Genomic DNA, 26,066 nt, shown 5'->3' with positions numbered 1-26,066 from the left:
AACAAAGTTTTTAAACGACTGATTTTGAGGTTATTTTTTGTCTTTTTTAAGGAAAGACTGTAAAAGTGATTGCAGTATTGATAACAAGATGCTAAATAGTATTGCCCACCAAATATTAACTACAGAAAACCCATCAATAAATTTGTCTGCCAAAAGAATAATTAGCCCATTTATTACAAGTAAAAATAAACCTAAAGTAAGAATGGTTACTGGCAATGTTAATATCACCAAAAGCGGTTTTACCAGAAGATTTAAAATAGATAGAACAAGCGCTACAATAACTGCAGACACATAGCCATCTACACTAACACCTGTTAAAACATGTGCCAACACAAACACAGCAACTGCATTTAATAAAAGTTTTATTAATAAATTCATCTGAATATTTTTACTAAATGTACAAAATATATTAATTAATAAACTGAACTACCGCTTCATAAAACTCTTTTGGATTTTCAGCATGCAGCCAGTGTCCAGCATTGGAAATAGTTACAGTTTCGGCGTTTTGAAAATGGTTTTTTATAATAGCTTCATCTCCAACACCAATATACTCAGAACGATCACCTCTTAAAAACAATGTGTCTTTATCAAATGTAGCATAACTTGGTAACGCTTCTCCCACTTCTGAAACCTCATCCTTTAAAATTTCTAAATTTATACGAAGTCCTAATTTTCCTTTTTCAACCCAATATAAATTTTTAAGTAAAAACATACGTGTTCCAACCTCAGACACATAATTACTTAAAACTTTATCAGCTTCACCTCTACTTTTTATGGTCTCAAAATCTAAGGCACTTAACCCTTCTAAAATAGCATCGTGGTGCACAGGATAAAACCGCGGAGAGATATCAGCAACTAACAATTTTGAAACGACATCAGGATATAACGTAGCAAATAGCATCGCTGTTTTCCCCCCCATAGAATGTCCGAGTAAAACAATATCTCTCAAACCGTGTACATCGCAATACCTTTTTAAATCTTCAGCTAGCACTTCGTAATTAAAAGCATCATCATGAAAACTTCGTCCATGGTTTCGCTGATCTACCAAATGAATTTGAAAACCAAGTTCACCAAACTGTTTCCCGAGTGTTTTCCAATTATCACTCATTCCTAAAAACCCATGTAGAATAACAAATGGCTTTCCTTCTCCTATAATATTTGAATGTAAAAGCATTATTTAAGTTTATGTAAATACATTTGAATAACATTTTCTACTCCCAAATATAAACTTTCAGCTACCAAAGCATGACCTATGGATACTTCCAATAAATTTGGAATATTCGCTTTAAAAAACTTAATGTTATCCAATGATAAATCATGACCTGCATTAATACCAAGCCCCAAATTGTTAGCTAATTCAGCGCTTTCAGCGTAGGGTTTTATAGCATCTTTTTCACCTAAACCATATTGATGAGCAAAAGCTTCTGTGTATAATTCAATCCTATCAGTACCTGTTTCTTTAGCGCCTTCAATTTGCTTTAAAACGGGATCAACAAAAATGGAGGTTCTGATACCATTATTCTGAAATTCCTTAATCACATCAACCAAAAAATCTTTATGTTTAATTGTGTCCCAACCAGCATTACTTGTAATAGCATCAACAGCATCAGGTACCAAAGTTACCTGTGTAGGTTTAACTTCTAAAACAAGGTTTATAAAAGATTCTATAGGATTGCCTTCAATATTATACTCTGTAAAAACTTCGGGTTTTAAATCTCGAGCATCTTGATAGCGAATATGCCTTTCATCAGGTCTTGGGTGGATTGTTACACCTTCTGCACCAAACCGTTGCACATCCTTAGCAAATTGTACCACATTTGGCACATCTCCACCACGAGAATTTCTTAACGTTGCTATCTTGTTAATATTAACACTTAACTTTGTCATATAATCTAATTATAAAAAGACAAAAATACAAAGTAGAACAAGCATAGATACTATTTTTTTGATTAATTTGCAGTTCTATTGATTATAGTAAATGCAACTAGCTTAACTTTAAATTTAGTAAATTAATAAGCAAGTACATTTAACAGAATTAATAAAATAGAACCTATAGATGAAACTTTCAGAACTTATAATAAACGACATAAAACCTTTAAGCACTAACAGTAAAATTGGTGATTTACAAATGTTGTTTAATCAGCTTACTTTTTCCCATATTCCTGTTAAAAATGATTATGGTGCCTATTTAGGTTGTTTCTCAGAAGCGGATGCACATTGTTTTGACAGTGACAAACCATTAAACGAATACCTCTATGCTTTAGAAGACTTTCATGTTAGAAAAAACACACTTTGGTTAGATGTACTAGAAAATTTTGCCGTAAATTCTACCAACATTATGCCTGTTTTAGATGAGCAAAATGAGTATTTAGGTTATTATGAGATTAACGATGTTATCAGCTTATTTAGCGAATCGCCTTTTTTCTCCGAGGCTGGTGGCATTTTAGTTGTTGAAAAAGGCATTAACGATTATTCGTTTAGTGAAATAAGCCAAATAGTAGAATCTAATGACGGAAAACTTCTTGGTGCATTTGTTTCAAAAATGAATACAGATTTAGTTCATGTAACCTTAAAAATTGGAAATACCGGACTTAATGAAATTATTCAAACATTTCGCAGATACAGTTATAATATTGTTTCTGGACATGAAGAAGATGGCTATATTGAAAGCTTAAAAGAGCGCTCAGATTACCTTAAAAAATACTTAAACATGTAAGTATACATGTGTACTAAAATTTCGAATAGATGAAAGTTGCCATTTTTGGACGATATTATAACACTACTACACCAAAATCTGTTGAAACGCTTTTTAAATATCTTGAAAACCAAGGTAGTGAAGCTTACATAGAAACGGAGTTTTATAAACTAATAGATAAAGAGCCTCATGATATAAAAGACTATAGCAACTACAAAACATTTACTGAGCTAGATAAAAGTTTTGATTTCTTAGTTAGTATCGGTGGTGACGGTACCATTTTAAGAGCCACCATGTTTGTTAAAGATTTGGGTATTCCTATTATTGGTATTAACACAGGGCGCCTAGGTTTTCTAGCTACAATTCAAGTAAATGCTATTGAAAAAGCTATACAAAATATCATAGACGGTAAATACCGAATTTCCGAACGTAGCATTCTAGCAGTTGAAACCTCATCAAAAAACAAGGATATAGAATCTATGAATTTCGCGTTAAACGAAGTTTCAGTGAGCCGCAAAAACACCACGGCCATGATTACTATAGATACCTATTTAGACAATGAATTTCTTAACTCCTACTGGAGCGATGGTCTAATCGTTTCAACCCCAACAGGCTCCACAGGCTACTCATTAAGTTGTGGTGGTCCTGTAATTACCCCAGGCGCAAACAATTTTGTACTCACCCCTATTGCTCCGCACAACTTAAGCGCACGCCCGTTAGTCATTCCAGACAGTACTGAAATTCAACTCAGCGTAAACGGACGAGAAAAACAACACCTCATATCTCTAGATTCAAGAATTGCAACGCTCGACAACGGCACAATCATAAAAATTAAAAAAGCCGATTTTAAAATAAAAATGATTGACCTCTTAAACGAAAGCTTCCTACAAACCCTAAGAAAAAAACTCCTTTGGGGAGAAGACAAACGAAATTAATTTTTGGCGTTACCCTTTAATCCCGATAGCTATAGGGAGGGTCGGGCTTTCCACTATATCTTTTTAAAACCTAATCGTTAATAAAGAACACAAAATAACTACCTTTCAAGCATATTAGGCAACAATCAAAATATAGTATTTCAAACTTTAAAAAGGATGTCGTTTCAATCCCTAACGCATCTATCCGCTAAATTCAGTATCAAAACTGCAAGCTTAGCCACCATTTTTAAAGTCATTCCAAATGCTATTCTAATCTTAAAACAACAATAATTTCAAAGAATTTCTGTTTTACACTAATACAATTCAGCCCAAATTACATTTGGCTAATCTTATTTATTATATTTGCAAACTTTTGAATATTTATGAGGCATTTAACCATATTGATATTAAGCATATTAAGCACCCAATTAAGCACTGCTCAAATTAACGAAATAGGCGTTTTTCTAGGTGGCAGTAATTTTATTGGAGATGTAGGTGCAACCGATTATATAGCGCCAAATCAATTTGCCATTGGTGGATTATATAAATGGAATAGAAGCAAAAGACACTCATACAGAGCATCAGTAATCTTTAGTGAACTTCAAGGTATAGATAAAGATTCAGATGATCCAAGACGAATTCAAAGAGGCTACGAGTTTTCAAGTAAAATCACAGAAATTTCATTAGGTATGGAGTTTACATTTCTTGATTTCAACTTACATTCTGGTGAAAAATTAGGAACACCTTATTTATACTCAGGTATAACGGTAGCTCACCATGATAATCATTATTTTGCAAGTGGTGTACAAACATCAGAAAACACATCAAGTTGGGCTTATGGTATTCCTATGGCGCTAGGATTTAAAACTAATTTCTTAGAAAACTTTATCTTGGGGTTTGAAATTGGAGCGCGGTATACTTTTTCAGATGAATTGGATGGTAGTGTTCCAGAGCGAGAATCTTTACAGTCACAACGTTTTGGAAACATAAACAATAACGATTGGTATGTATTCTCAGGCATTACATTAACTTATACTTTTGGGGAAAACCCATGCTATTGCGTAGAATAAAATGGATTTAAAAAATAGTATTCTTACTGAAGCATTACCAAAACACATCGCTATTATTATGGATGGTAATGGGCGTTGGGCAAAACAAAAAGGAATGCTACGCGCTTTTGGACATGAAAATGGCACAAAATCTGTTAGACGAACTGTTGAAGCTTGTGCAGAATTAGGAATTGAAAATTTAACGCTCTACGCCTTTTCAACAGAAAATTGGAATAGACCGAAACTAGAGGTACAAACCTTGATGAAACTTTTAGTATCATCACTAAAAAAAGAAATAAAAACACTTCAAGACAATAATATAAAGTTATCCGCAATTGGGTCTTTAAATACCTTACCTAAAAAAGTATACAAAGAACTTTTTGAGGTGATAGAAAACACTAAAAACAATACAAGAATGACTTTAACCCTTGCACTTAGTTATGGTTCAAGGGAAGAAATCATAAACACTGTTAAAGAAATTAGTATTAAAGTTAAAAATAATATAATTTCGCCCGATAAAATTGATGAATCAATTATAAATGAGCATCTTTACACGCAAGATTTACCAGATGTAGATTTGCTTATTAGAACCAGTGGGGAACAACGTATAAGTAACTTTTTATTATGGCAAATTGCTTACGCCGAATTATACTTTGCAAGTATTTTATGGCCGGATTTTACGAAGCAGCATTTGTATGAAGCTATTATTGAATATCAAAAAAGAGAACGACGATTTGGGAAAACAAGTGAACAACTTAGTTAAAATTACATCTATATCTACATTTTTAAAGTACTGTTTTGCTCTAATATTTTTTATTAGTTACTTTAATTTAAGTGCACAGAATTCAAACTTTAGTACTGGAAAAAAATACACCATAGGTGAAATATCTGTTGCTGGAAACACAACTTTTAGTGAAAAAACTATAATCACTTATTCTGGCTTGAGAAAAGGTAGTGAAGTAACTATTCCTGGTGAAGATATTGGTAAAGCTATTAAAAAACTTTGGAACTCTAAATTATTTAGTGACATAGAGGTTTACGTCATAAATGTAGATGGTAATGTAGCAAATCTTCAAATAAAACTATCCGATTTACCTCAACTTAATGAACTTAAAATTAACGGTGTAAAAAAGGGCAAAAAGGAAGGTATCATAAAAGATAATAAATTAAATAAAGGAACAAAAGTTACTGAAAATTTAATAACAACTACAAAAAACTTTTTAGTAAAAAAATACAAAAAAAATGGTTTTTTAAATACCAAAGTCCATATCAATACCATAGAGGTTCAAGATTCTATTGAAACTGCAAGGGTAAACATGGTTCTTAATATTGATAAAGGAGAGAAAGTAAAAATTAAAGATATAAGTTTTAACGGCAATACGGTTTTAAGCGATAAAAAGCTTAGAAAAAGTATGAAAGGCACTAAAAAAATTAACCGAATTAGAATACTTAAACGTTCTAAATTTATTGATTCGTCTTATCAAGCCGATTTGGGTCATGTTATTGATACCTATAAAGAAAATGGATACAGAGATGCGAGAATTTTGTCAGACAGTATTATATATAACAATGATAAAACTATATCGCTTGTTATAGATGTTAATGAAGGAGAGCCCTATACGTTTGGAGACATCACATTTATTGGTAATACGGTTTACACTGATGAACAATTAAGTCGACTTTTGCGTATAAAAAAAGGAGACACTTATAATGGTATATTATTGCAAAAGCGAATTGCCGATGAAACAAAACCTGATGCTTTAGATATTACAAACCAATACCAAAATTACGGCTACCTTTTTTCTACTATCAACCCTGTAGAAGTAAGTGCAGACAACAATATTATTGATATTGAAGTTAGAATATCTGAAGGTAAACCTGCTTATTTCAATTCTGTCTCAGTAGTTGGAAATGATAAAACCAACGACCACGTTATATATAGAGAACTTCGAACTAGACCTGGGCAATTATACAGTAAAGCAAATGTTGTTCGAACAGTAAGAGAACTTGGACAATTAGGATTCTTTGATGCTCAAGAAATCTCTCCAAATTTCATAAACCCGAATCCTGTTGAAGGAACCATTGACATGGAGTATTCAGTTAAAGAAACTGGATCTAGTCAAATTGAACTACAAGGTGGTTATGGTGGTGGTGGATTCATTGGGACTCTAGGTTTATCTTTCAATAATTTCTCGATTAAAAACATATTCAATAAAGAAGCATACAAGCCTATCCCAATGGGAGATGGACAAAAGTTAGCATTACGTTTGCAAGCTAGTCGTTTTTTCCAAACTTACAGTTTTTCATTTTCTGAACCTTGGCTAGGAGGGAAACGCCCTGTACAATTTTCATCATCTTTATCTCATACAAAACAATTTTTATTTGATCCCCTTAGAAGAAATGCCGATAAAAGTAGAAGTTTTAATATTACTGGAATTACTTTTGGTTTAGCAAAACGCTTGTCAGTACCTGATGATTATTTTACATTATCTCAAGCCATAAGTTACCAACGTTACGATTTAAATAACTACAATACTGGCTTATTTACTTTTGGCGACGGATTTTCTAATAACTTGTCATATACGGTTGGCCTGAGTAGAAACAATACTAGTGTGGATCCTATATTCCCAACAGGTGGTTCGAATTTTAATGTTACAGCAAAACTATCCCTACCATATTCATTATTCAGTGATGTAGATTATGAAGCTTTAGCAGAAGAACGAGATATTAATGACGCCATAAGAGCAGATGCAAATGCTACAGAAGTAGCTAGAGCAAATGCTTCTACAAGAATAGCAGAAATAGACCAACAACGCTTTAGTTGGTTAGAATTTTATAAAGTTAAATTTTCTGGAGAATGGTATACAGAACTTACAAAAAATGTTGTTCTAAGGCCAAAAATTGAGTTTGGTTTTTTAGGAGCATATAATAACGCTAGAGGAGATATCCCCTTTGAAAGATTCTACTTAGGTGGAGATGGTTTAGGTAATTTTGCTTTAGATGGTAGAGAAGTTATTCAATTACGTGGATACCCAAATCAATCTTTATCAGATCAAGATGGTGGTACCATTTATAATAAATTTTCTTTAGAACTTCGCTACCCAATTACATTAAAAGCTTCAGCAAAAATTTATGCTTTAGGATTTTTAGAAGGTGGATCATCCTATAACAATTTTAGAGATTTTAATCCATTTAATATCAATAGATCAGCAGGTTTAGGTATTCGCATTTTTATGCCTGCTTTTGGTTTATTAGGTATTGATTTTGGTCATGGATTCGATCCTTTACCTGGGCAAACTACCAAACACGGATGGGAAACTCACTTTATAATTGGACAACAGTTTTAAGTTAAAAATTTACTTTGGCACGATATTTTCTAATAACACATTGATGATTTGCATGAGAATTAAAATTTTTAAGATTATATTTCGTTAATTTTGAAGATAAGATTCGATAAGGCAGAAAAAATCATCTGTCGTTTTAGAATTTATAAGTCATGAATTATAAAATATTAAACAGATGAAAAATCCATTATTGAAAATTCAATCATTTAGAAAGATGTCTAAATGGATTTTACGTGTAACCGTTAGGAATAATAACAACTATTACACGAAAAATAACGTTCTTTTTTTATTGACACTAGTTTTCATGCTAAGTTTCTATTCACATGCACAACGTGGGGTTAGAATTGCTTACATCGATACTGAGTATATTTTAGAAAATGTACCAGAATATCAAGAAGCTACAACACAATTAGAAGATAAAGCTCAAAAATGGAAAAATGAGATTCAATCTAAATTAGCTGCTGTGGAACAAAAGCGACAAAATTTAAGCAATGAAAAACCGCTTTTAACTAAAGAATTGATTGATGAACGCGAAGAGGACATCACTTTTGAAGAAAATGAAATTTTAGATTATCAGCAAAAACGTTTTGGTCCAAATGGTGATTTATTCATTCAAAAGAAACAACTCATGCAACCTATTCAAGATCAAATTTTTGCAGCAGTTCAAGATATGGCTGAAGGCAGAAAGTATGATCTTATATTAGACAAGACAGAAACAACAATGCTATACTCTAATAAATCTCTAGATGTTAGTGAGCAAATATTAAGAAGTATAACAAGATCATCAAAACGTAAACAAGCGCAAACCAAAGCAGAGCGTAAAGCTGCTAAGGAAGAAGAATTGTTACCAGAGATAAATGAAGAGCAAGAAGCTAGAGAAAAAGCTTTAGAAGAAAAGAAAGCTGCCAGAGAAAGTGCTGTTGAAAAACGCCGTCAAGAAATTTTAGCCTCTCGCGAGGCTAAGAAAAAAGAAGCTGAAGCAAGACGTGCAAAAATATTAGAAGAAAGAGAAAAAGCGAAGCAAGCAAAATTAGATGCTAGAAACAAACCTAATGATGCTGCAAAAACAGATGAAGTAGATAATAATGCTGAAAACACTGAAGCTAAAAAAGAAGACGAAGGTGCAACAAAAACAAAAGCACAACTGATTGAAGAAAACAGACAAAGAAAACTTGCAGAAAGAGCCGCAAGAAAAAAAGAATTGGAGGACAGAAAAAAGAAAATATTAGAAGATCGTCAAAAAGCGAAAGACAGTATAAACAAAAACAATTAATAATTTATAACACACTTAATACCATTAAAAATGAAACAATTTAAGACTCTCTTATTAGCAACTGTACTATGTATTGCAACAGTAAGCTTTACACAAGCACAAAGTAAAGTTGCACATATAAATACACAGGAATTAATTGCAGCAATGCCAGCAGCTAAAACAGCACAAGCTGAGATTGAAGCTTTAGGTAAAACTTATCAAACAGACATTCAAGCTTCTATTACTGAATATCAAAATACAGTAAAGCAGTATGATGCTGAAGCTAGCACAAAAACTGCTGAGGAAAACCAAAAAAGAATGGTTGAACTACAAGAAAAACAACAACGTATTCAACAATTTAGAGCAGATGCTCAAAAAGATTTAGCTGAAAAAGAAGCTGAATTATTTAAACCTATACAAGAAGCAGCTATGAAAGCTATAAATGAGGTAGCTAAAGCTAAAGGTTACGAATATGTTTTAGACAGAGCTACTTTAATTGTTGCCAACGGAACTGATATTCTTGCTGAGGTAAAAGCTCAATTAGGCATCTAAAAATTAAATTGCAATAAAATTATATAAAGCTGTCTTTTAAAGACAGCTTTTTTATTTTTGTTTACTATGAGTACACAACCTATTGGTATTTTTGATTCTGGCGTTGGAGGCACTTCCATTTGGAAGGAAATCCATAGCTTGATACCCAACGAAAACACAATATATTTGGCAGATAGTAAAAATGCGCCTTATGGACCAAAAGGTAAAGATGTAATAATAGATTTAAGTGTTAAAAATACGGAACACTTACTAAGTAAAAACTGTAAACTTATTGTTGTAGCTTGCAATACTGCTACTACAAATGCAATAGAATATCTGAGAGCCAACTACAACATCCCATTTATTGGTATTGAGCCAGCTATAAAACCTGCTGCCCTACAAACTAAAACAAATACCGTTGGTATTTTAGCTACCAAAGGCACTTTAAGTAGTGAGCTGTTTTCTAAAACTTCTACACTTTTTGCAAATAACATCAAAGTTGTTGAACAAATTGGCAATGGTATAGTTGAACTTATAGAAAGTAACCAACTTCATTCCGAAGAAATGAAATTGCTTTTAAAGGTTTATTTACAACCTATGATTGAAGCCAATATTGACTATTTGGTTTTAGGATGTACACATTACCCATATTTAATTCCTATTCTTATAGACTTGTTACCTAAACATGTTAAAATTATTGATTCTGGTGAAGCTGTTGCTAGACAAACTAAAACTATTTTAGAGCAGCATAATTTATTGAATTCTGAAATGCTAAAACCTAAACTTGAATTTTACACTAACGGAAATCTAGATGTTATGAGATCACTTTTAGATGGCAATTTTGATATTGAATATCTAGATTTTTAATATTATGAAAAACTCGATTCTTGTATTCTTTCTATTGATGCTTTTTTTAAGCTGTAATAATGACAAGCAAAATGAGCGTTTAAAAAATGCAATAAACTTTGAAACTGAACAAATTCAACAATTTAATTTACCTCCAGATTCAATAATTAGCATAACAGGAAATAAAGGCACTAAATTAACTTTTAAAATAGAAGATTTAGAAGGTCTCATAAATGGCACAACAATTACAGACTCTTTGCAAATTAATTTGATAGAACTAACATCGAAACAGGATTTACTGTATGTAAATGCGCAAACAGTCTCAAATGGCAAATGGTTGATTTCTGGTGGTGCATTTAAAATAGACATACTAGCTAAAAAAGGAGGAGAATCATTAACTTTAAAAAAAGGTAAAACTATAAATGTTGTATTCCCAAAATCAATCAATAAAACTGGAATGCAATTATTTTATGGTGAAAGAGATGGTTTTGGAAATTTAAACTGGGAAAAATCAAATTTAAAACTTGATGAAAAAAAATATTTTTCAATTTTTTATACTTTAGCTAGTCAACTTGATTCAACATTAACAAGGGATTACGGAATTGATGTTGTCGAAGATTATTTCATTTCTGACACGTTAGGATATTTAACTTTAAATGAATATAAGTTAAAACACCCAAAAACAGACAGTATTTATTTTGTAAATGACACGCTTTCAAACTTAAAGTCTTGGAGAAACTATAAAGACTTTCTATCTGACATATCACAATATCAAATTATAACCCAAAGCTTTTATAATAACATTGAAATTGAAAAATTAGGTTGGATAAATATAGACCAATTTGCACCTGAAGAGGAAAAAGTGGTGATTAAATTAAGTTTTCAACCAAATATTGAAATAGTCCAAACATTTCTTATTGATCAAAGAAACAATACTTTAGTGAGCTTTTACAAAGATGAACTAATAATTCCAATCAATAGAAGTTTCCATTTTATTTGTTTTGGGATAAATGACGGCTCTTACTATGCTTACAAAAAATCGGTTAGGTTTAATAAAAATGGAGAGTATTTAGTAGGTTTTAAAAAAGTTAAAAAAAATCAACTTAAATCAATATTGAAATTAGACTAATTTTTTTGCGTTAGGGATTGAGGCATTTGTTGAAGCTCCCTGACGCAGGAAGGAGCGACTGCCGAAAGCCCGACCCTTGTGGTAACGCCATAAAAATAAACCTTACTAATGTTGAGATCCTGAAACAAGTTCAGGATGACAAGTCATTCTTGAAACCAACTTGAGTATTTAATATAAGCATCGGAAATACGATTGATTTCTCCTGCAATAAGCTCTTTACTGATATCTTTTACTTTTTTTGCGGGAACGCCAGCATAAATACTTCCGGATTTAACGATTGTATTTTGAGTAATAACTGCACCTGCGGCAATAATACTATTACTTTCTATAATTGCGCCGTCCATAATGATGCTTCCCATGCCAACCAAAACATTATCGTGAATAGTGCAGCCATGTACTAGGGCATTGTGCCCTATAGACACATTATTACCAATGGTTGTCCCTGATTTTTGATAGGTCCCATGAATGACGGCTCCATCTTGAACATTGACCTTATTACCCATTTTTATAAAATTTACATCGCCGCGAACAACGGCACTAAACCAAACGCTGCATTGGCTTCCCATGGTAACCTCGCCAACTATGGTGGCATTTTCAGCTATGAAACAATCGTCTGGAATTATAGGAGATTTTCCTCTTACTGGTTTTATTATTGGCATAGTTTAATGTGAATTTATTAGTTTTTTGAGGAGCAAATACTTTACTTAACAAACGGCTTTAATTTTATATCTTATTTAAAATACGATAGTAATTGTGATTTTTTTGATGCTGAAACCATCACTTGCTTTCCGTTACTAAGCACAACGCTTCCCCCTTTTCCTTTTACATATTTAACCACCTCATTTACATTGACCAAATAGGATTTATGTATTCTAGCAAAACCTGAATCTGTTAAAGCCTCTTCAAAATATTTAAGTGTTTTACTAACGATTTTCTTTTTACTGGTGTTTAAATAAATTTCGGTGTAATTATCATCTGCTTTACAATATAGGATGTCTGAGGTATTTAAAACCTCAAAACCATCTAACTGTGGTATGGTAATTTTACCTTCAACATTATGTGTTTTAGGAACTAACACTTGGTCTTGTAGAGCGTCTTCTTTAGTTTTAATTTCAGTCACATAATCCACTGCTTTAATTAACTCATCTATAGAAATGGGCTTCATCAAATAGTAGCTTGCATGTGCATTTAGGGCATCAATAGCATAATGGTTGTAGGCAGTAACAAAAATGGTTTCGAAATTTACATCGCCTACTTTATCTAACAAATCGAAGGCATTACCATAAGGCATCTCAACATCAAGAAATACTAGATCTAAATCGTGATTTCTGATTAAAACTAATGCTTCCTCAACATTTGAAGCTTCTCCTAAAACGTTAATATTTGGGCAGTATTTTTTGAGATAATTTTTTAGAATCTCTCTACTGGTTTCTTCGTCCTCTACTATGATTGAGTTTAGTTTCATTATTAATCTTTTTTAAGCGTTACAACCACTTTTGTTCCTGTATCATCTTCATCTTGAAAATCATCAATAAAAACATCAACTTTATCCTTATACATATCATTTAAAATTGAGACCCGTTTTTTAATATTCCCCATGCCTTTGGAATTTTGTTTTTGTTGATTTTCGGTTTTTAAAGCTTTAGACTTTTTACGTCCAATACCATCATCTGTTATCATGATTTTTATTTCGACTGGTTTGGTTTGAGTTATTGCAATTTCTAAATAACCTTTAGTCTTTTTATACCTCAGTCCATGCCAAACAGCATTTTCTATGTAGGGTTGCAGTAGCATAGGTGGAATAACAAAATCTTCAACCTTTATGTTTTTATCTACATTTAGAGCATAATCAAATTTATCCTGAAACCTAAAATGCTCGAGTTTTGTGTAAAGCTCTAATAATTTGATTTCTTTTTCTAAGGAAATAAAATCTTCTTCGCTATTCTCTAAAACAGCTCTCATTAATAACGAAAAGTCTGTTAAGTATTTATTTGCTGTACGCTCATCATTTGAAGCGATAAAGCTATTTACTGAGTTTAATGCATTGAATATGAAGTGCGGATTCATCTGGCTTCGCAAACTTTTTAGGGCTAGTAAATTATTCGCTAATCGTTGTTGTTTGATGTTTTTAAACATTAAAAAGGCTGTCATTAATAATAAAAACAAACCACCGATTAAGGAGTAAATGATGAGTTTTTGTCGTTTAGCTTGCTCTTCAGACAGTTGATATTTACTTTCAGAGAGTTCCCTATCACTTTCTAAACTTAAAATACGATTTTGTTTACTGATGATATCTTTACTAAACCTAGCTGCTTGGGCAATCTCTTGTTCTTTTATTCGATAAAGTTTATCTAGTACTTCTACATAATCTTGATAAGCCAACAAAGCTTCGTTAAATTGCCCTGCATCCCGATAAACTTCTGATAGTTTTCTAGTGGCATCTTTCTTAACAACTAAATCTGATTTATTGCTAGCCTCTTCTATACTTTTTTGCAGATACGGAATAGCATTATTAAAATCTCGTTGTGATGCATAGGCATTACCTATCTTATAGTTTTGCTTCTGTATTGTTAGTGGGCTTTCTATATCATCTGATTCACTTTCTATTTCGCTCAAGGTATTTAAAGCCTCTTTACGTAATTCAATTTCATTAGAAAAATTATTGTTTTCACTTTCAAAATCAGCTACTTTAATTTTTTCTTCAACAGCACGTTTTTTGTTTTCTGTACTGGCTAACTCCATCGATTTATTAAAGAATGATTGTGCTTTCGCTGGTTCGCCTTTTACATTATAAGCTTGGGCAATTTTTGAATTTAAATCAGTAATTTTTGGTGTTATTGTATGTACTTGGGCTACTTTTAAACCGTCCTCATAAGCACCTATTGAAAGGCTGTAGGATTTAGTTAAAAGATAAACATCTCCTAAACCCTCATACAATTCTGTTAATTGCCAGTTGGACAAACGGCTCTTATCTATATCATTATAAGTTTCAATACTTTCTTGATAATTTTTATTTTTTCTATAAGCACCTGCCAATTTCAACTTTACAGAGTTTGAGTTAGAATTTTGCAGACTAATTCTATAATTTGAAACAGCTAAGTCGTGCTGATTCCAATGCGAATAAATATCTCCTAAAACTTGATAAGCTTCACTGTTCTCTTTTGAAGATTTACTTTTTGTTAGAGCATCAGCAACAAATTGAATACTTTTTTTAGCATCTTTTTTTAAATACGTTTTTGCTGAGTCTATCAACGTTTTAAATGATTCAGATATTCGTGAGCGTGATATTTTTTTCGACTTAGAAAGCTTCTTTATATTCTCATCTTCATTGGATTCAACTAGTACTTGTATTTTATCATCATTTCGAATGATATGATATACGGTCTCAAAATCTTTATGACGAATAATAAGTTCGTCTCCTTTCCTAACATCTATTTTGAATTCTCCAAATACATCAGTTGTGGTATAAGCGCCACCACTAACCTCAACATTTACATTCTGAATAGGGTCTCGGGTATCACTTTCAACCACGGAACCTTTAACAGTGAATTTTGGTACTTGATTATTAAAATTATCATCAACCTGAGCTGATAACAACATCACCCCCATTGAGAGGTAAACAGTAAATAAATATGTGAAAATATCTTTCATTCTGATTCGAGTAGATAAACTTACGCACTTTACTTGGTTTATTAAAATGTTGATTTTATAAAAATTACACTTTTCATTGGCTAAAAGATGAGTTTACATAATCATGAGGTTTGTTTACTCAATAAAAGGTCCTCTTTACTCATTATACTTTTTTTATGAATTAAGTTGATTTTAGTTTTACACTATTAGTAAAGAGTCTTAATGACTCATTTATCATTAATCTAAAAACAAAATCTTATGAAAACCTATTTTAAAACACTTTTACTCTTCATAGCATTAATTGGGTTTACTTCCTGTAATGCTAAAAATAAAAAACAACATGTAGCTGCTAGCCAAATAAAAGCCATGTATCACGAACCTAATAAACAATTTATAAAAGTAGCTTTACTATTAGATACTAGTAATAGTATGGATGGGTTGATAGATCAAGCTAAAGCACAACTTTGGGATATTGTAAACGAGCTGTCTTATGCTAAATGTGGAACCAAAAAACCAAATCTACAAATTGCTCTATACGAATATGGGAACGATAGACTTAATAGTTCAGAAGGCCATATCAGGCAAGTTCTGGCTTTTAGTGACGATTTAGATGATATCTCGAAAGAGCTTTTTTCTTTAACTACAAATGGTGGTAATGAATATTGTGGACAGGTAATTCAAACCTCATTAAACCAATTAAATTGGGGTAAAAACTCAGATGACCTAAAACTCATCTTTATTGCTGGAAACGAACCTTTTACACAAGGAAAAGTTAACTACCAAGATGCCTCTGCAAATGCCAAAGAAAAAGATATAACTATCAATACTATTTTTTGTGGTGACTATAATCAGGGCATATCTTCATATTGGAAAGACGGTGCACAATTAACTCATGGCGATTATATGGCTATAAATCAAAATCGTGCCACAGTCCATATCGCTTCGCCTTATGATGATGATATTTTAATTTTAAACCAAAAGCTTAATAAAACTTATGTGGCTTATGGCAGAAAAGGTGAGAAAAAAATGGCTCTTCAAGCTGAACAAGACATGAATGCAAGCGGTTACAGTAAAGCCAATGCTGTAAAACGAACGGTTAGTAAAAGTTCTCATCTTTACAAAAACAAAAGTTGGGATTTGGTAGATGCTGTTGAATTAGAAGAAGTTAACATTGAAGCCATTTCAGATAGTGAATTGCCACAAGAATTAAAAGGCAAAACTAAATCAGAAATTAAGAGTTATGTTTCTAAAAAAAGTAAAGAACGAGAAACCATTCAGAATAAAATTAAAGAATTAAACAATAAACGTAAAGATTATGTGCTAAAACATAAAAAAGAAAATACTAATGGCTTAGAAAATGCCATGACTAAAGCTATAAAAGAACAAGCTAAAAAGAAAAAATATACTTGGGAGTAAAAATAAAAAGAGGCTCAAAATTGAGCCTCTTTTCTATTTAATTTACTGCAGGACAATTACATTTGTAACGCTCTCGTCTACAGTTAAAGTTATACCCTAATGTTATTTGGTGAAAACCACCACTTGTAAAGACCACATCATTCATTTGATAAGTGTAATTATAAGCAAACATAAAGTTGTTATAATTAACCCCTAAGATAGGTGTAATTTGTTGAAGCTTTTGGCTACTTACAGCATTAGAGCTAGTTATAAATTCTGCACCGTCTAAACTTTGTCTATATGATAATCCTCCCCAAATTTTACCAAAATCCATTTGCTTGTAAACTTTAGCATTTACGTCAATTGCAGCTTCTTTTGTTAAATCTCTATATTGAAACATTACAGAAGGTTCGTAACTCCACTCGCTACCATATTTGCTATAGACATAGCCAGCAGAAATTAAAAAACGTCTTAGATTACTTGTAATTTCAGTATCCCTATTAATTCCTGAATTCTCTAAAAGATTTTTTACTGTAGCATGCGCGTAAAAATCAAGATAGTGATATGAGAACCCTAAATCAACATTAAAATTTGTTTGACTCTCTACAGTTCCGCTAATCAAATCATCTTGCACAGGAGCACCATTTAAAAATGTAGTTTCATCTAATTGGTACTGAACAAAACCAGCACTTAGACCAAAAGAAAGCATATTTAAATCTGCTTCGCTTCTAGAAAACATTAAATGATGTGCATAAGTAAAATAGGCTCCTTTTTGAGAATGAAACCCGTTTTTATCGGCGTACAATATCCCTCCAATCCCTGATTGAGAATCTCCTATCCTACCATTAACACTCATTGTTAAAAGTTTTGGTGCGTCATCCTGCCCAAACCACTGCTGTCGACCAGTTATTCTAACTTTTGCACAGTTTGCAACTCCAGCCATAGACGGATGAATTAAATAATAGTTGTCTGTTAAGTAATCAGTATAAATTGGCAAGCCCTCCTGAGACATCGTTATGTTAGAACACACAACCATAATTGCCACTAAAATGATATTTTTTATTTTCATAAATTTTTTCCCAAGTAGGTTTGGTTTTATACAAACGTCTTGATTATTAAAAAATTACACATAAAAAAGATAAAGTTGCACTTTATCTTAAGGTGTATTTCAAAAAACCAACAATACTCAAATATATGGATATCTAAAGTTTTCTTTTAGTATTTTTGTAAAAAATTAGCTAAAATGAACACTTTCAAGGTTTCTGTGCAAGAAACATCTAATAATTCTATAATAAAATTCGAGGTAAATCAATTTATCACGAAACATCAGAGTTTTGAGTTTAATAATATTGATGAAGCAAAATCATCTCCTATAGCTCAACAATTGTTCTACTTACCGTTTGTAAAGAAAGTATATATTTCTGGAAATTTTATTGCAGTAGAACGTTACAATATTGTTGAGTGGAAAGATGTACAAGATGAAGTTGCAGAACAAATAGAGGCGTATTTAAATGATGGAGGAATTGTTGTTGAAGATACTGCTGAAGCACAAAAAAAAGTTCCTGTAACTGTTTATGCTGAAAGTACACCTAACCCATCAGTTATGAAGTTTGTTGCTAATAAAAAATTGGTTACTGCTTTATACGAATTCACATCCATAGAAGATGCTAAATATTCGCCATTAGCAACAGAACTTTTTCACTTTCCGTTTGTAAAAAGTGTATTTATAGATGAAAACTACGTTTCTATCACAAAATATGATATTACAGAATGGCAAGAAATCACTGTAGAAATTAGAGAGTATATTAAAAAATATATTGAAACTGACAAGGATATTGTTTCTCCAGAAGCTGCGGAAACACTGCAAAAAACTTCAGCTCAAAAAGATAGTAATTTTGAGGCATTAGATGATACATCAAAAGAAATTGTAAATATTCTAGAAGAATACGTTAAACCTGCTGTAGCCAGTGATGGTGGGAATATTCAATTCATTTCTTACGACTCTAATGATAAAAATGTTAGTGTTTTGCTACAAGGTGCATGTAGTGGTTGTCCATCATCTACGTATACTTTAAAGAGTGGTATTGAAAACATGCTCAAAGAAATGCTTCCTGGAAAAGTTGAAACTGTTGAAGCTATAAACGGCTAGACACCTGTGACTTTTTATATTTTTAAGTGTCAAAAAAATGCTACCTTCAAAAACGAGGAGTAGTTACTGAATATTAATCTAAAAACATAAAAATCATGGCAGTTTTAAAAGTAATTGAAATTTTAGCAAACTCAGAAAAAAGTTGGGAAGACGCTACAAAGAAAGCCGTAAAAGAAGCTTCAAAAAGCATAAAAAATATCCGATCTGTATATGTACAAGACCAAAGTGCTAGCGTAGATAATGGAGAAGTTATTGACTTTCGAGTAAACGTAAAAATCACATTTGAAGTAAAATAATTTTCACTTCAAAATCAAACAAAAAGCGTTCTTCAATAGAGCGCTTTTTTTATGCTTAAAATTCGCTAACTTTGATAAATGAAGTATCTATCTCTACTCGTTATTTCCATTCTAATTATTGGCTGTAAAGGTGAAAATTCAGAAGCCACAAAACACAAATATACCAATGCGCTTGTAAATGAAACTAGCCCTTATCTTTTACAACATGCACACAATCCGGTTGATTGGAATCCATGGAACGACACTACCTTAGAAAAAGCAAAAACTGAAAGTAAATTAATACTTATTAGTGTCGGTTATGCTGCTTGCCATTGGTGTCATGTTATGGAACATGAAAGTTTTGAAGATAGCCTTGTAGCTCAAGTAATGAATAAAAACTTTATCAATATAAAAGTTGATAGAGAAGAACGACCTGATGTAGATCAAGTATATATGAATGCGGTACAGTTAATGACAGGTAGTGGTGGCTGGCCTTTAAACGTTATTACTTTACCAGACGGAAGACCCGTTTGGGGAGGTACTTATTTCAAAAAGGAACAATGGATGGATGCTTTAGAGCAAATCTCCAAATTATACAGTGAGAACCCTGAACGACTTCAAGAATATGCTGATAAATTAGAGGAAGGTATCAAATCATTAGATGTTGTTCAATTAAATACGGATGAGCCTGTTTTTAAAACGCCCTTTATTAAAGATGCTATTAAAAATTGGTCAAAACAATTTGATAATAAACTTGGTGGTATGGATAGAGCTCCAAAGTTTATGATGCCAAATAATTACCATTTCCTATTAAGGTATGCCTATCAAAATAACGATCATGAATTATTAAACTTTGTTAATCTAACACTCAAACAAATGGCTTATGGTGGTGTTTTTGATCAGATTGGTGGTGGATTTTCAAGATATTCTGTTGATAAAAAATGGCATGTCCCTCACTTCGAAAAAATGCTTTATGATAATGGACAATTAGTAAGCCTATATTCAGATGCTTACCTTATTTCTAAAAACGAATTATATAAAAATACTGTTGTAGAAACTTTAAATTATATTAAATACAATATGACTACTAGTGATGGTGCTTTTTACTCGTCATTAGATGCAGATAGTAATACTAAAGAGGGAGAATTAGAAGAAGGTGCTTTTTACGTTTGGAATAAAGACGAGCTAAAAACGCTCTTACAAGAAGATTTTAAATTGTTTTCAGACTACTATAACGTTAATGACTATGGTTTTTGGGAACATGATAATTATGTCCTCATAAGAAAAGATGATGATACTAAAATCATAGAAAAACACAAACTTTCTAGAGCTTCATTAGAAGATAAAAAAAATCAATGGAAAACCATCCTTTTAAAAGAACGCAACAAAAGAGCTAAGCCAAGGCTAGATGACAAGACCCTTACCTCATGGAATGCTATTATGCTCAAAGGTTATATTGATGCTTATCGAGTATTTAATAATGAAGATTATCTGGCTTCAGCTAAAAAGAATGCCAATTTCATTGTAGATAATCAATTAAGAAAAGATGGTGGACTAAATCATAATTACAAAAATGGTACGAGTAGTATTAATGGTTATTTAGAAGATTATGCAACCACAATAGACGCTTTTATTGCGCTTTATGAAAATACTTTGAATGAAAAATGGTTGAAAATTAGCCAAGATTTAGCTAACTACACATTCGATCATTTTTTTGATGAGTCTAGTAACATGTTCTTTTTTACCTCAAATGAAGATGCTTCATTAGTATCAAGAAGTATTGAGTATCGAGATAATGTGATTCCATCTAGTAATTCAATCATGGCTAAAAACCTATTTAAATTATCACATTATTATGATAATGAACACTTCGGTAAAACAGCGATGACGATGCTTAACAATGTTAAACCAGAAATGCAAGAATATCCATCTGGATACTCTAATTGGTTTAATTTAATGCTAAATTATGCAAAACCTTACTATGAAGTTGCAATTGTTGGAAAAGATGCAAAAGAAAAAATAAAACAACTAAATCAAAATTATATTCCTAACAAGCTTATTGCTGGAAGTACATCAGAAAACAATATGCCACTGCTCGAAAACAGATACAACCCAGACAATACGTTTATTTACGTGTGTGTAAACAAAGCTTGCAAGCTTCCTGTTTCAGAAGTTAATAAGGCGATTAAATTTTTAAAAAAATGAGTTTACTTGCAATCTCTTTAATAGCATTTGTTGCCTTAGAGCATTTTTACTTTATGATTTTAGAGATGTTTTTATGGACAACAAAAAAAGGAATTAAAACGTTTGGATTAAAATCAAAGAAATTTGCAGAAGAAACAAAGGTTTTGGCCGCTAACCAGGGTCTTTACAATGGCTTTCTAGCTGCTGGTTTAGTATTCTCAATAATTATTGATGATAAAAAAATCGCCATTTTCTTTTTAATTTGTGTGACTATTGCAGGTATTTACGGGTCTTACTCCACAAAGCAAATAAAGTTATTTTTAGTACAAGGAGTTCCTGCAATAATTGCTCTACTTTTTTGCTTTATTTAAAAATTAATTAATCATATAAACAGTTAAAAACTTAAGTATAGTTTTTAACTTCGTATTTACTAAAAACTAAAATGTATGGAAAACTTAGAAAACACTAATCCTCAAAAATGGATTGATATGGGGATAGAATTTATTTCAAATTACGGACTAAAGGTAATTGGTGCAATTATAATTTGGATTGTTGGTTCTTGGATTATTAGAAAACTAACCAAAGGATTAGAAAAAGTAATGTCTAAAAAGAATTATGATGAAAGCTTACAAAAGTTTTTATTGAATTTAGTAGGGTGGATTTTAAAAATACTATTAATCTTATCTATACTTGCAAATTTAGGGGTTGAAACCACATCATTTGCTGCAATTTTAGCTGCTGCTGGTCTTGCTATTGGTATGGCCTTACAAGGCTCTCTTGGTAATTTTGCTGGAGGTGTTTTATTAATGATTTTTAAACCTATTAAAATTGGCGACTTAATTGAGGCTCAAGGAGAATTAGGTGTAGTTAAAGAAATTGAGATCTTTACAACTAAAATAGTTTCTCCAACTAACAAAGAAATTATTATACCCAACGGGGCTCTTTCTAATGGTAATATCACAAATTATTCTACTGAAGGGAAACTACGTGTAGATTTAACTATTGGCGTTAGTTATGACGCCGATATTAAACAAACAAAAGATGTTTTAATGAAAGTTTTAACAGACAATCCTCAGGTTTTAAAAGATCCTGCTCCTTCTGTAAATGTATCAGAGTTAGCAGATAGTTCGGTTAACTTTGCTGTAAGACCTTACTCAACAGTTGCTGATTATTGGGATGTTTACTTTGGCACTATTGAAAAATGCAAAATAGCACTTGATGCTGCTGGTATTGAAATACCTTACCCACACAGCGTAGAAATACACAAAGAAGGTTAACATCCTTTTTTACATAAATATTTAGCCTCATCAATATTTTTAAAATTGATGGGGCTTTTTTTAATAGTACGTTTTAGGATTTATTTTGCCTTAGGTTTTAAAGCCACAAAGTCTTTTAAATAATAAGGTTCAAAATAAGCGACATCTTCGATGTCGCTTATTTTATATTTATTATAAGCTAACAAACTCATTTCATTTGCAGAAGGTAACTTTGCTTCTATAAAAACAGCATTTTGATGATTAATTAGTGTTTTGCTTTTTTCAACACCATTACCAACAAAATAAACTTTTCCTTTCTGCAAATAATCCTCAAATGACTTTTCATCTAAAATTTGTGCTTCAGTATTACGTAATTGCTTATAATCTGAATCGTAAACAGCTGAATATACTTCCATACGCCTAGCATCAAGCATTGAGACAATAACACCATCATTAACTTTAACTTGATGTGCTAGAACATCTAAAGTTGGAATAGATATCAATGGTTTATCTAATGCAAAACATAAACCTTTAGCAGCAGAAACTCCAATACGCAAACCGGTGTAAGAACCAGGGCCTTTACTAACCGCAATGGCATCTATATTACTTGAAGATAGGTTTGCCTCTTTTAAAACTTCATTTATATAAACATGAAGCCTTTCGGCATGCGAATAACTTTTATCATTATCTTCTTTCAAAACAATCGTTTTACCATCTTTTGAAAGAGAAACTGAACAATTCGTAGTTGCTGTCTCTAAGCTTAAAATATATGCCAATATGTTTGGTTAAAAATTATCTGTGTAAAAGTCTTAAACTTTCTTATTAAAACCAAAGATTAGAACAATACAGTTAATTTTGTCTTAAGTCAGTTATAGGAATTCCGAAGTAAAACTCCAACACTTTCAACTTAAAAATATAATCGTATTTTGTTCTTACCACCTCGCTCTGAGACTGCTCATAACGTGCTTGAGATTGACTAAAATCAAAAGAATTAGACAACCCAATATTATAACGTTCTTTCGCGTAATTAAAAGCTTCTCTTCTAGCTTCTTCTGTTTTTAATGCCGCTTCATAAGCTGTTAAAGCTCCCCTAGCATCATTCATAGCTTGGTAAACTTCTGTCTCTAAATCTAACTGAGTTTGGTCGTATTGATTTTTAGTTCGCTCCAAATTAACAATATTTCGCTGCACATTGTTTTTCGCTGAAAATCCATTTAAAATAGGAATGTTTAAACTAACTCCAAAATTATGTCCATCGTTTAAACTAAACTGACTTAATATATCGTCTGGACCTGCAATAATTCTGTCTGTAGTAAAATTTGGTGATAATACAGTCTGTCCTGTTACTTCAACAAAACCGATTGCAGTATTAGTTCCATCTGGTGTTCTTTCTACACCTAAAACTCTATCACTGTAAGATGCTCTTGTATTATAACGGTAAAACCCACTTAAAGAAGGCTGCAAATTACCTTTAGCTAATTTTAAATCGTACTCTGCAAGCTTTACATTAGCATCTGCTATTCTTAAATCGTACCGTCTTTCTTTTGCTTTTTCTACAACGGCTTTTGGAGACTCCTCCAAAATCGTAGTTAACGGTACATCATATTCAACATCCATAGTATCAAAATTTTGATAATCGTCAATACGCAATGTTTGTGCTAAACTTATTTTAGATAATAATAATGTGTTTTCAGTATTAACTATTTGTTGCTCTTGGGAAGACAAAGTGGCTATTAACTCTAAAGCATCTCCTTTAGGCAAAACACCAGCTTCAACTAGCTCTTCTGTTCGCTTCAAATCTTGATTAGTAATTTCATACTGTGCTTTTTGAATTTTAAGCTGCTCTTTATTAAATAAAATTTGAAGAAATGAATTTGCTATTAAAAGTGAAATATCATCTTTCATATCTGAAAGGCGGTATTGACTTGCCAATATTTCAAGATTAGAGCGATGCAACTGATTCATATTTCTTAAACCATTATAAATTGTAACATTAGATGACACACCTAAAGAAGTAAACTGAGTTGTTAAGTTCTCTAGTAAACCTGTTGTGATATTTTGGTTTAAACCTATGTTCCACGAGTGATTCCCCGAGGCATTTACCGTAGGTAGAAAATTACCAATAGCATCTTTTCTGTTTAATTCACTTAGCTGAACATCTAATTCACTTTGTTGTATAGAAATGTTATTCTCTAATGCATAATTAACACATTCTAGAAGCGTCCATTTTTTTTGTTGTGAAAAAGACAACATCGAACAAAAAAGGACCATATATAAGCTCGTTAATTTCATATTAGTCTTCATCATCTTCGTTATCTTTTGATGCTTTATTCCAAACTTTAATTTTGTCGCCTTCTTTAACACCTTCTGTTATTTCAACGTTAATACCATCGGATAAACCTAACTCAACATTTTCCTTTTTAAATTTCCCATCTTCTTGTTCTATTTCAACAAAAGGTTTTTCGGTAATTCTATTATACTGTAATAGAGCTTCTCTAATGGACAAAACACTATCCTTAGCTTCAATATCTATTTCTGCATTAGCACTGTAGCCTGCTCTAATATTTGTAAGTGAATCAATAGTTACATCAGCTTTTATTGTAAACTGTACAGCACCATTTTCTTCTATTCCCTTTGGAGCAACAAAAGTTAATTTAGCTGGAAACTCTTTATCATTAATGGCACCTAACAGCACTTTTATATCTTTACCTTCTTGAACTTTACCTACTTCAGCTTCATCAAGCTTTCCTTCAAAAATCATTAAACTCATATCAGCAATAGTGGCAATAGTTGTACCTGCATTAAAGTTGTTACTTTGTATAACTTGATCACCCTCACGAACAGGAATTTCTAAGATAGTACCAGGTATTTGAGCTATAATATTTGTGTTTGCTGAACTTCCTCCAGAAATAGAACCTCGCTTAATAATTTGATAATCATTTTGAGCTTGGGCTAAAGATTCTTTTGCTTGATTAAAAGACAGCTCACTGTTTTCAAAATCTTGTTGAGATATTACGCCTTTTTCAAATAGACTTTTATTTCTATCATATAACACTTTAGCGTTATCGTAAGACAACTTGGAAGTAGATATCCTTCCTTTTGAAGCGACTAAATTTTGCTCATTTGGCACCACTCGAATGGTAGCAATTAAGTCTCCTTTTTTTACTTTATCACCTTCTTCAACAAGTATTTTATCTACAATACCTGAAATTTGAGGTTTTAATTCAATCTCTTCTTCAGGATTTAATTTTCCTGTTGCTACAGCCTTGGTGTTTATTGACGTATAAAAAGGCTCTTCCACTTTATAATCAACCACATCTTTTGAATTAGCATCTTTAAAATACTTTAAAACAAATGCTAGTGCTATGATAGCAACTAATACTAAAATAATTTTTACTGTTTTGTTCATTTTTTTGA

25 protein-coding genes are annotated in these 26,066 nt (G+C 31.8%); 15 read left to right on the top strand and 10 right to left on the bottom strand.

From position 1 onward, the window contains the following. Window positions 1–30: 30 nt before the first annotated feature. From Q0772_RS06445 to Q0772_RS06435, 3 genes are read right to left on the bottom strand one after another with little or no spacing between them, the layout of a single operon-like run. Window positions 31–378, bottom strand: a complete 348-nt coding sequence (locus tag Q0772_RS06445; protein WP_298341694.1) for a phage holin family protein — start codon at window positions 376–378, stop codon at window positions 31–33. Between the two features lie 31 nt (window positions 379–409). Beyond that, the gene (locus Q0772_RS06440) at window positions 410–1,174 is read right to left on the bottom strand and encodes an alpha/beta fold hydrolase (RefSeq protein ID WP_298341690.1); all 765 of its coding nucleotides are present in this window, start codon (window positions 1,172–1,174) and stop codon (window positions 410–412) included. After that, a complete protein-coding gene (locus Q0772_RS06435; protein ID WP_298341689.1) occupies window positions 1,174–1,887 on the bottom strand; it encodes a pyridoxine 5'-phosphate synthase in 714 nt (237 codons plus the stop codon). The genes Q0772_RS06440 and Q0772_RS06435 overlap by 1 nt, the downstream gene beginning before the upstream one ends. Before the next feature lie 169 nt (window positions 1,888–2,056). Here Q0772_RS06435 and Q0772_RS06430 point away from each other — a divergent pair, with 169 nt between their 5' ends. The 9 genes from Q0772_RS06430 to Q0772_RS06390 all read left to right on the top strand — a co-directional run bounded on the left by Q0772_RS06430 (window position 2,057) and on the right by Q0772_RS06390 (window position 11,760). Continuing rightward, window positions 2,057–2,716 (top strand): acetoin utilization protein acuB, encoded by a 660-nt coding sequence (locus Q0772_RS06430; protein WP_298341685.1) that lies wholly within the window; start codon window positions 2,057–2,059, stop codon window positions 2,714–2,716. Between the two features lie 29 nt (window positions 2,717–2,745). Then, window positions 2,746–3,630: an NAD kinase gene (locus Q0772_RS06425; protein WP_298341682.1), complete on the top strand. Its 885-nt coding sequence runs from the start codon at window positions 2,746–2,748 to the stop codon at window positions 3,628–3,630. Window positions 3,631–3,992: 362 nt separating this feature from the next. After that, on the top strand, window positions 3,993–4,679 hold the full coding sequence (locus Q0772_RS06420) for a DUF6089 family protein (protein ID WP_298341679.1): 687 nt from the start codon (window positions 3,993–3,995) through the stop codon (window positions 4,677–4,679). A gap of 1 nt (window position 4,680) precedes the next feature. Continuing rightward, the gene (locus Q0772_RS06415) at window positions 4,681–5,421 is read left to right on the top strand and encodes an isoprenyl transferase (protein ID WP_298341674.1); all 741 of its coding nucleotides are present in this window, start codon (window positions 4,681–4,683) and stop codon (window positions 5,419–5,421) included. Next, window positions 5,354–8,005, top strand: coding sequence for an outer membrane protein assembly factor BamA (gene bamA, locus Q0772_RS06410; protein ID WP_298341671.1), 2,652 nt, complete (start codon window positions 5,354–5,356; stop codon window positions 8,003–8,005). The genes Q0772_RS06415 and bamA overlap by 68 nt, the downstream gene beginning before the upstream one ends. Window positions 8,006–8,177: 172 nt before the next feature. Continuing rightward, the gene (locus Q0772_RS06405; RefSeq protein ID WP_298341668.1) at window positions 8,178–9,275 is read left to right on the top strand and encodes an OmpH family outer membrane protein; all 1,098 of its coding nucleotides are present in this window, start codon (window positions 8,178–8,180) and stop codon (window positions 9,273–9,275) included. Window positions 9,276–9,305: 30 nt separating this feature from the next. Beyond that, on the top strand, window positions 9,306–9,806 hold the full coding sequence (locus Q0772_RS06400; protein ID WP_298341665.1) for an OmpH family outer membrane protein: 501 nt from the start codon (window positions 9,306–9,308) through the stop codon (window positions 9,804–9,806). Between the two features lie 66 nt (window positions 9,807–9,872). Further along, window positions 9,873–10,652 carry a glutamate racemase gene (gene murI / locus Q0772_RS06395; protein ID WP_298341663.1) on the top strand — a complete coding sequence of 260 codons (780 nt, stop codon included), beginning with the start codon at window positions 9,873–9,875 and terminating at the stop codon, window positions 10,650–10,652. Window positions 10,653–10,656: 4 nt separating this feature from the next. Continuing rightward, entirely contained in the window at window positions 10,657–11,760 is a 1,104-nt protein-coding gene (locus tag Q0772_RS06390) for a hypothetical protein (RefSeq protein ID WP_298341658.1), read from the top strand. A gap of 143 nt (window positions 11,761–11,903) precedes the next feature. Here Q0772_RS06390 and Q0772_RS06385 read toward each other — a convergent pair whose 3' ends face one another. The 3 genes from Q0772_RS06385 to Q0772_RS06375 all read right to left on the bottom strand — a co-directional run bounded on the left by Q0772_RS06385 (window position 11,904) and on the right by Q0772_RS06375 (window position 15,411). Beyond that, the gene (locus tag Q0772_RS06385) at window positions 11,904–12,419 is read right to left on the bottom strand and encodes a gamma carbonic anhydrase family protein (protein ID WP_298341655.1); all 516 of its coding nucleotides are present in this window, start codon (window positions 12,417–12,419) and stop codon (window positions 11,904–11,906) included. Between the two features lie 71 nt (window positions 12,420–12,490). Then, on the bottom strand, window positions 12,491–13,225 hold the full coding sequence (locus Q0772_RS06380; protein WP_298341651.1) for a LytTR family DNA-binding domain-containing protein: 735 nt from the start codon (window positions 13,223–13,225) through the stop codon (window positions 12,491–12,493). Window positions 13,226–13,227: 2 nt separating this feature from the next. Then, entirely contained in the window at window positions 13,228–15,411 is a 2,184-nt protein-coding gene (locus Q0772_RS06375) for a histidine kinase (RefSeq protein ID WP_298341648.1), read from the bottom strand. Window positions 15,412–15,648: 237 nt separating this feature from the next. On the opposite strand from Q0772_RS06375, the gene Q0772_RS06370 reads away from it, so the two are divergent. After that, complete coding sequence (locus Q0772_RS06370; RefSeq protein WP_298341647.1) at window positions 15,649–16,806, top strand: vWA domain-containing protein; 1,158 nt, start codon at window positions 15,649–15,651, stop codon at window positions 16,804–16,806. 37 nt (window positions 16,807–16,843) lie between these two features. Here the strand turns inward: Q0772_RS06370 and Q0772_RS06365 are convergent, their stop codons facing one another. Then, window positions 16,844–17,854 (bottom strand): type IX secretion system membrane protein PorP/SprF, encoded by a 1,011-nt coding sequence (locus tag Q0772_RS06365; RefSeq protein ID WP_298341644.1) that lies wholly within the window; start codon window positions 17,852–17,854, stop codon window positions 16,844–16,846. Window positions 17,855–18,028: 174 nt separating this feature from the next. Here Q0772_RS06365 and Q0772_RS06360 point away from each other — a divergent pair, with 174 nt between their 5' ends. The 5 genes from Q0772_RS06360 (at window position 18,029) to Q0772_RS06340 (ending at window position 22,670) form a co-directional block, all read left to right on the top strand. Further along, on the top strand, window positions 18,029–18,934 hold the full coding sequence (locus Q0772_RS06360; RefSeq protein ID WP_298341641.1) for a NifU family protein: 906 nt from the start codon (window positions 18,029–18,031) through the stop codon (window positions 18,932–18,934). A gap of 95 nt (window positions 18,935–19,029) precedes the next feature. Further along, window positions 19,030–19,230 (top strand): dodecin family protein, encoded by a 201-nt coding sequence (locus tag Q0772_RS06355; RefSeq protein ID WP_298341638.1) that lies wholly within the window; start codon window positions 19,030–19,032, stop codon window positions 19,228–19,230. 78 nt (window positions 19,231–19,308) lie between these two features. Then, window positions 19,309–21,414 carry a thioredoxin domain-containing protein gene (locus Q0772_RS06350; RefSeq protein WP_298341635.1) on the top strand — a complete coding sequence of 702 codons (2,106 nt, stop codon included), beginning with the start codon at window positions 19,309–19,311 and terminating at the stop codon, window positions 21,412–21,414. Beyond that, a complete protein-coding gene (locus Q0772_RS06345) occupies window positions 21,411–21,764 on the top strand; it encodes a DUF1304 domain-containing protein (protein WP_298341632.1) in 354 nt (117 codons plus the stop codon). The genes Q0772_RS06350 and Q0772_RS06345 overlap by 4 nt, the downstream gene beginning before the upstream one ends. Window positions 21,765–21,839: 75 nt before the next feature. After that, window positions 21,840–22,670 (top strand): mechanosensitive ion channel domain-containing protein, encoded by an 831-nt coding sequence (locus tag Q0772_RS06340; protein WP_298341629.1) that lies wholly within the window; start codon window positions 21,840–21,842, stop codon window positions 22,668–22,670. 80 nt (window positions 22,671–22,750) lie between these two features. Here Q0772_RS06340 and tsaB read toward each other — a convergent pair whose 3' ends face one another. From tsaB to Q0772_RS06325, 3 genes are all read right to left on the bottom strand, one after another. After that, window positions 22,751–23,425, bottom strand: a complete 675-nt coding sequence (gene tsaB / locus Q0772_RS06335) for a tRNA (adenosine(37)-N6)-threonylcarbamoyltransferase complex dimerization subunit type 1 TsaB (protein WP_298341626.1) — start codon at window positions 23,423–23,425, stop codon at window positions 22,751–22,753. A gap of 73 nt (window positions 23,426–23,498) precedes the next feature. Then, complete coding sequence (locus tag Q0772_RS06330) at window positions 23,499–24,956, bottom strand: TolC family protein (protein WP_366105282.1); 1,458 nt, start codon at window positions 24,954–24,956, stop codon at window positions 23,499–23,501. Further along, on the bottom strand, window positions 24,943–26,058 hold the full coding sequence (locus Q0772_RS06325) for an efflux RND transporter periplasmic adaptor subunit (RefSeq protein WP_298341623.1): 1,116 nt from the start codon (window positions 26,056–26,058) through the stop codon (window positions 24,943–24,945). The genes Q0772_RS06330 and Q0772_RS06325 overlap by 14 nt, the downstream gene beginning before the upstream one ends. Window positions 26,059–26,066 lie beyond the last annotated feature (8 nt).

Source organism: uncultured Algibacter sp., assembly GCF_947490405.1.
Classification (GTDB): Bacteria; Bacteroidota; Bacteroidia; order Flavobacteriales; family Flavobacteriaceae; genus Algibacter_B.
This window is presented reverse-complemented; position numbering and strand designations above follow the sequence as displayed.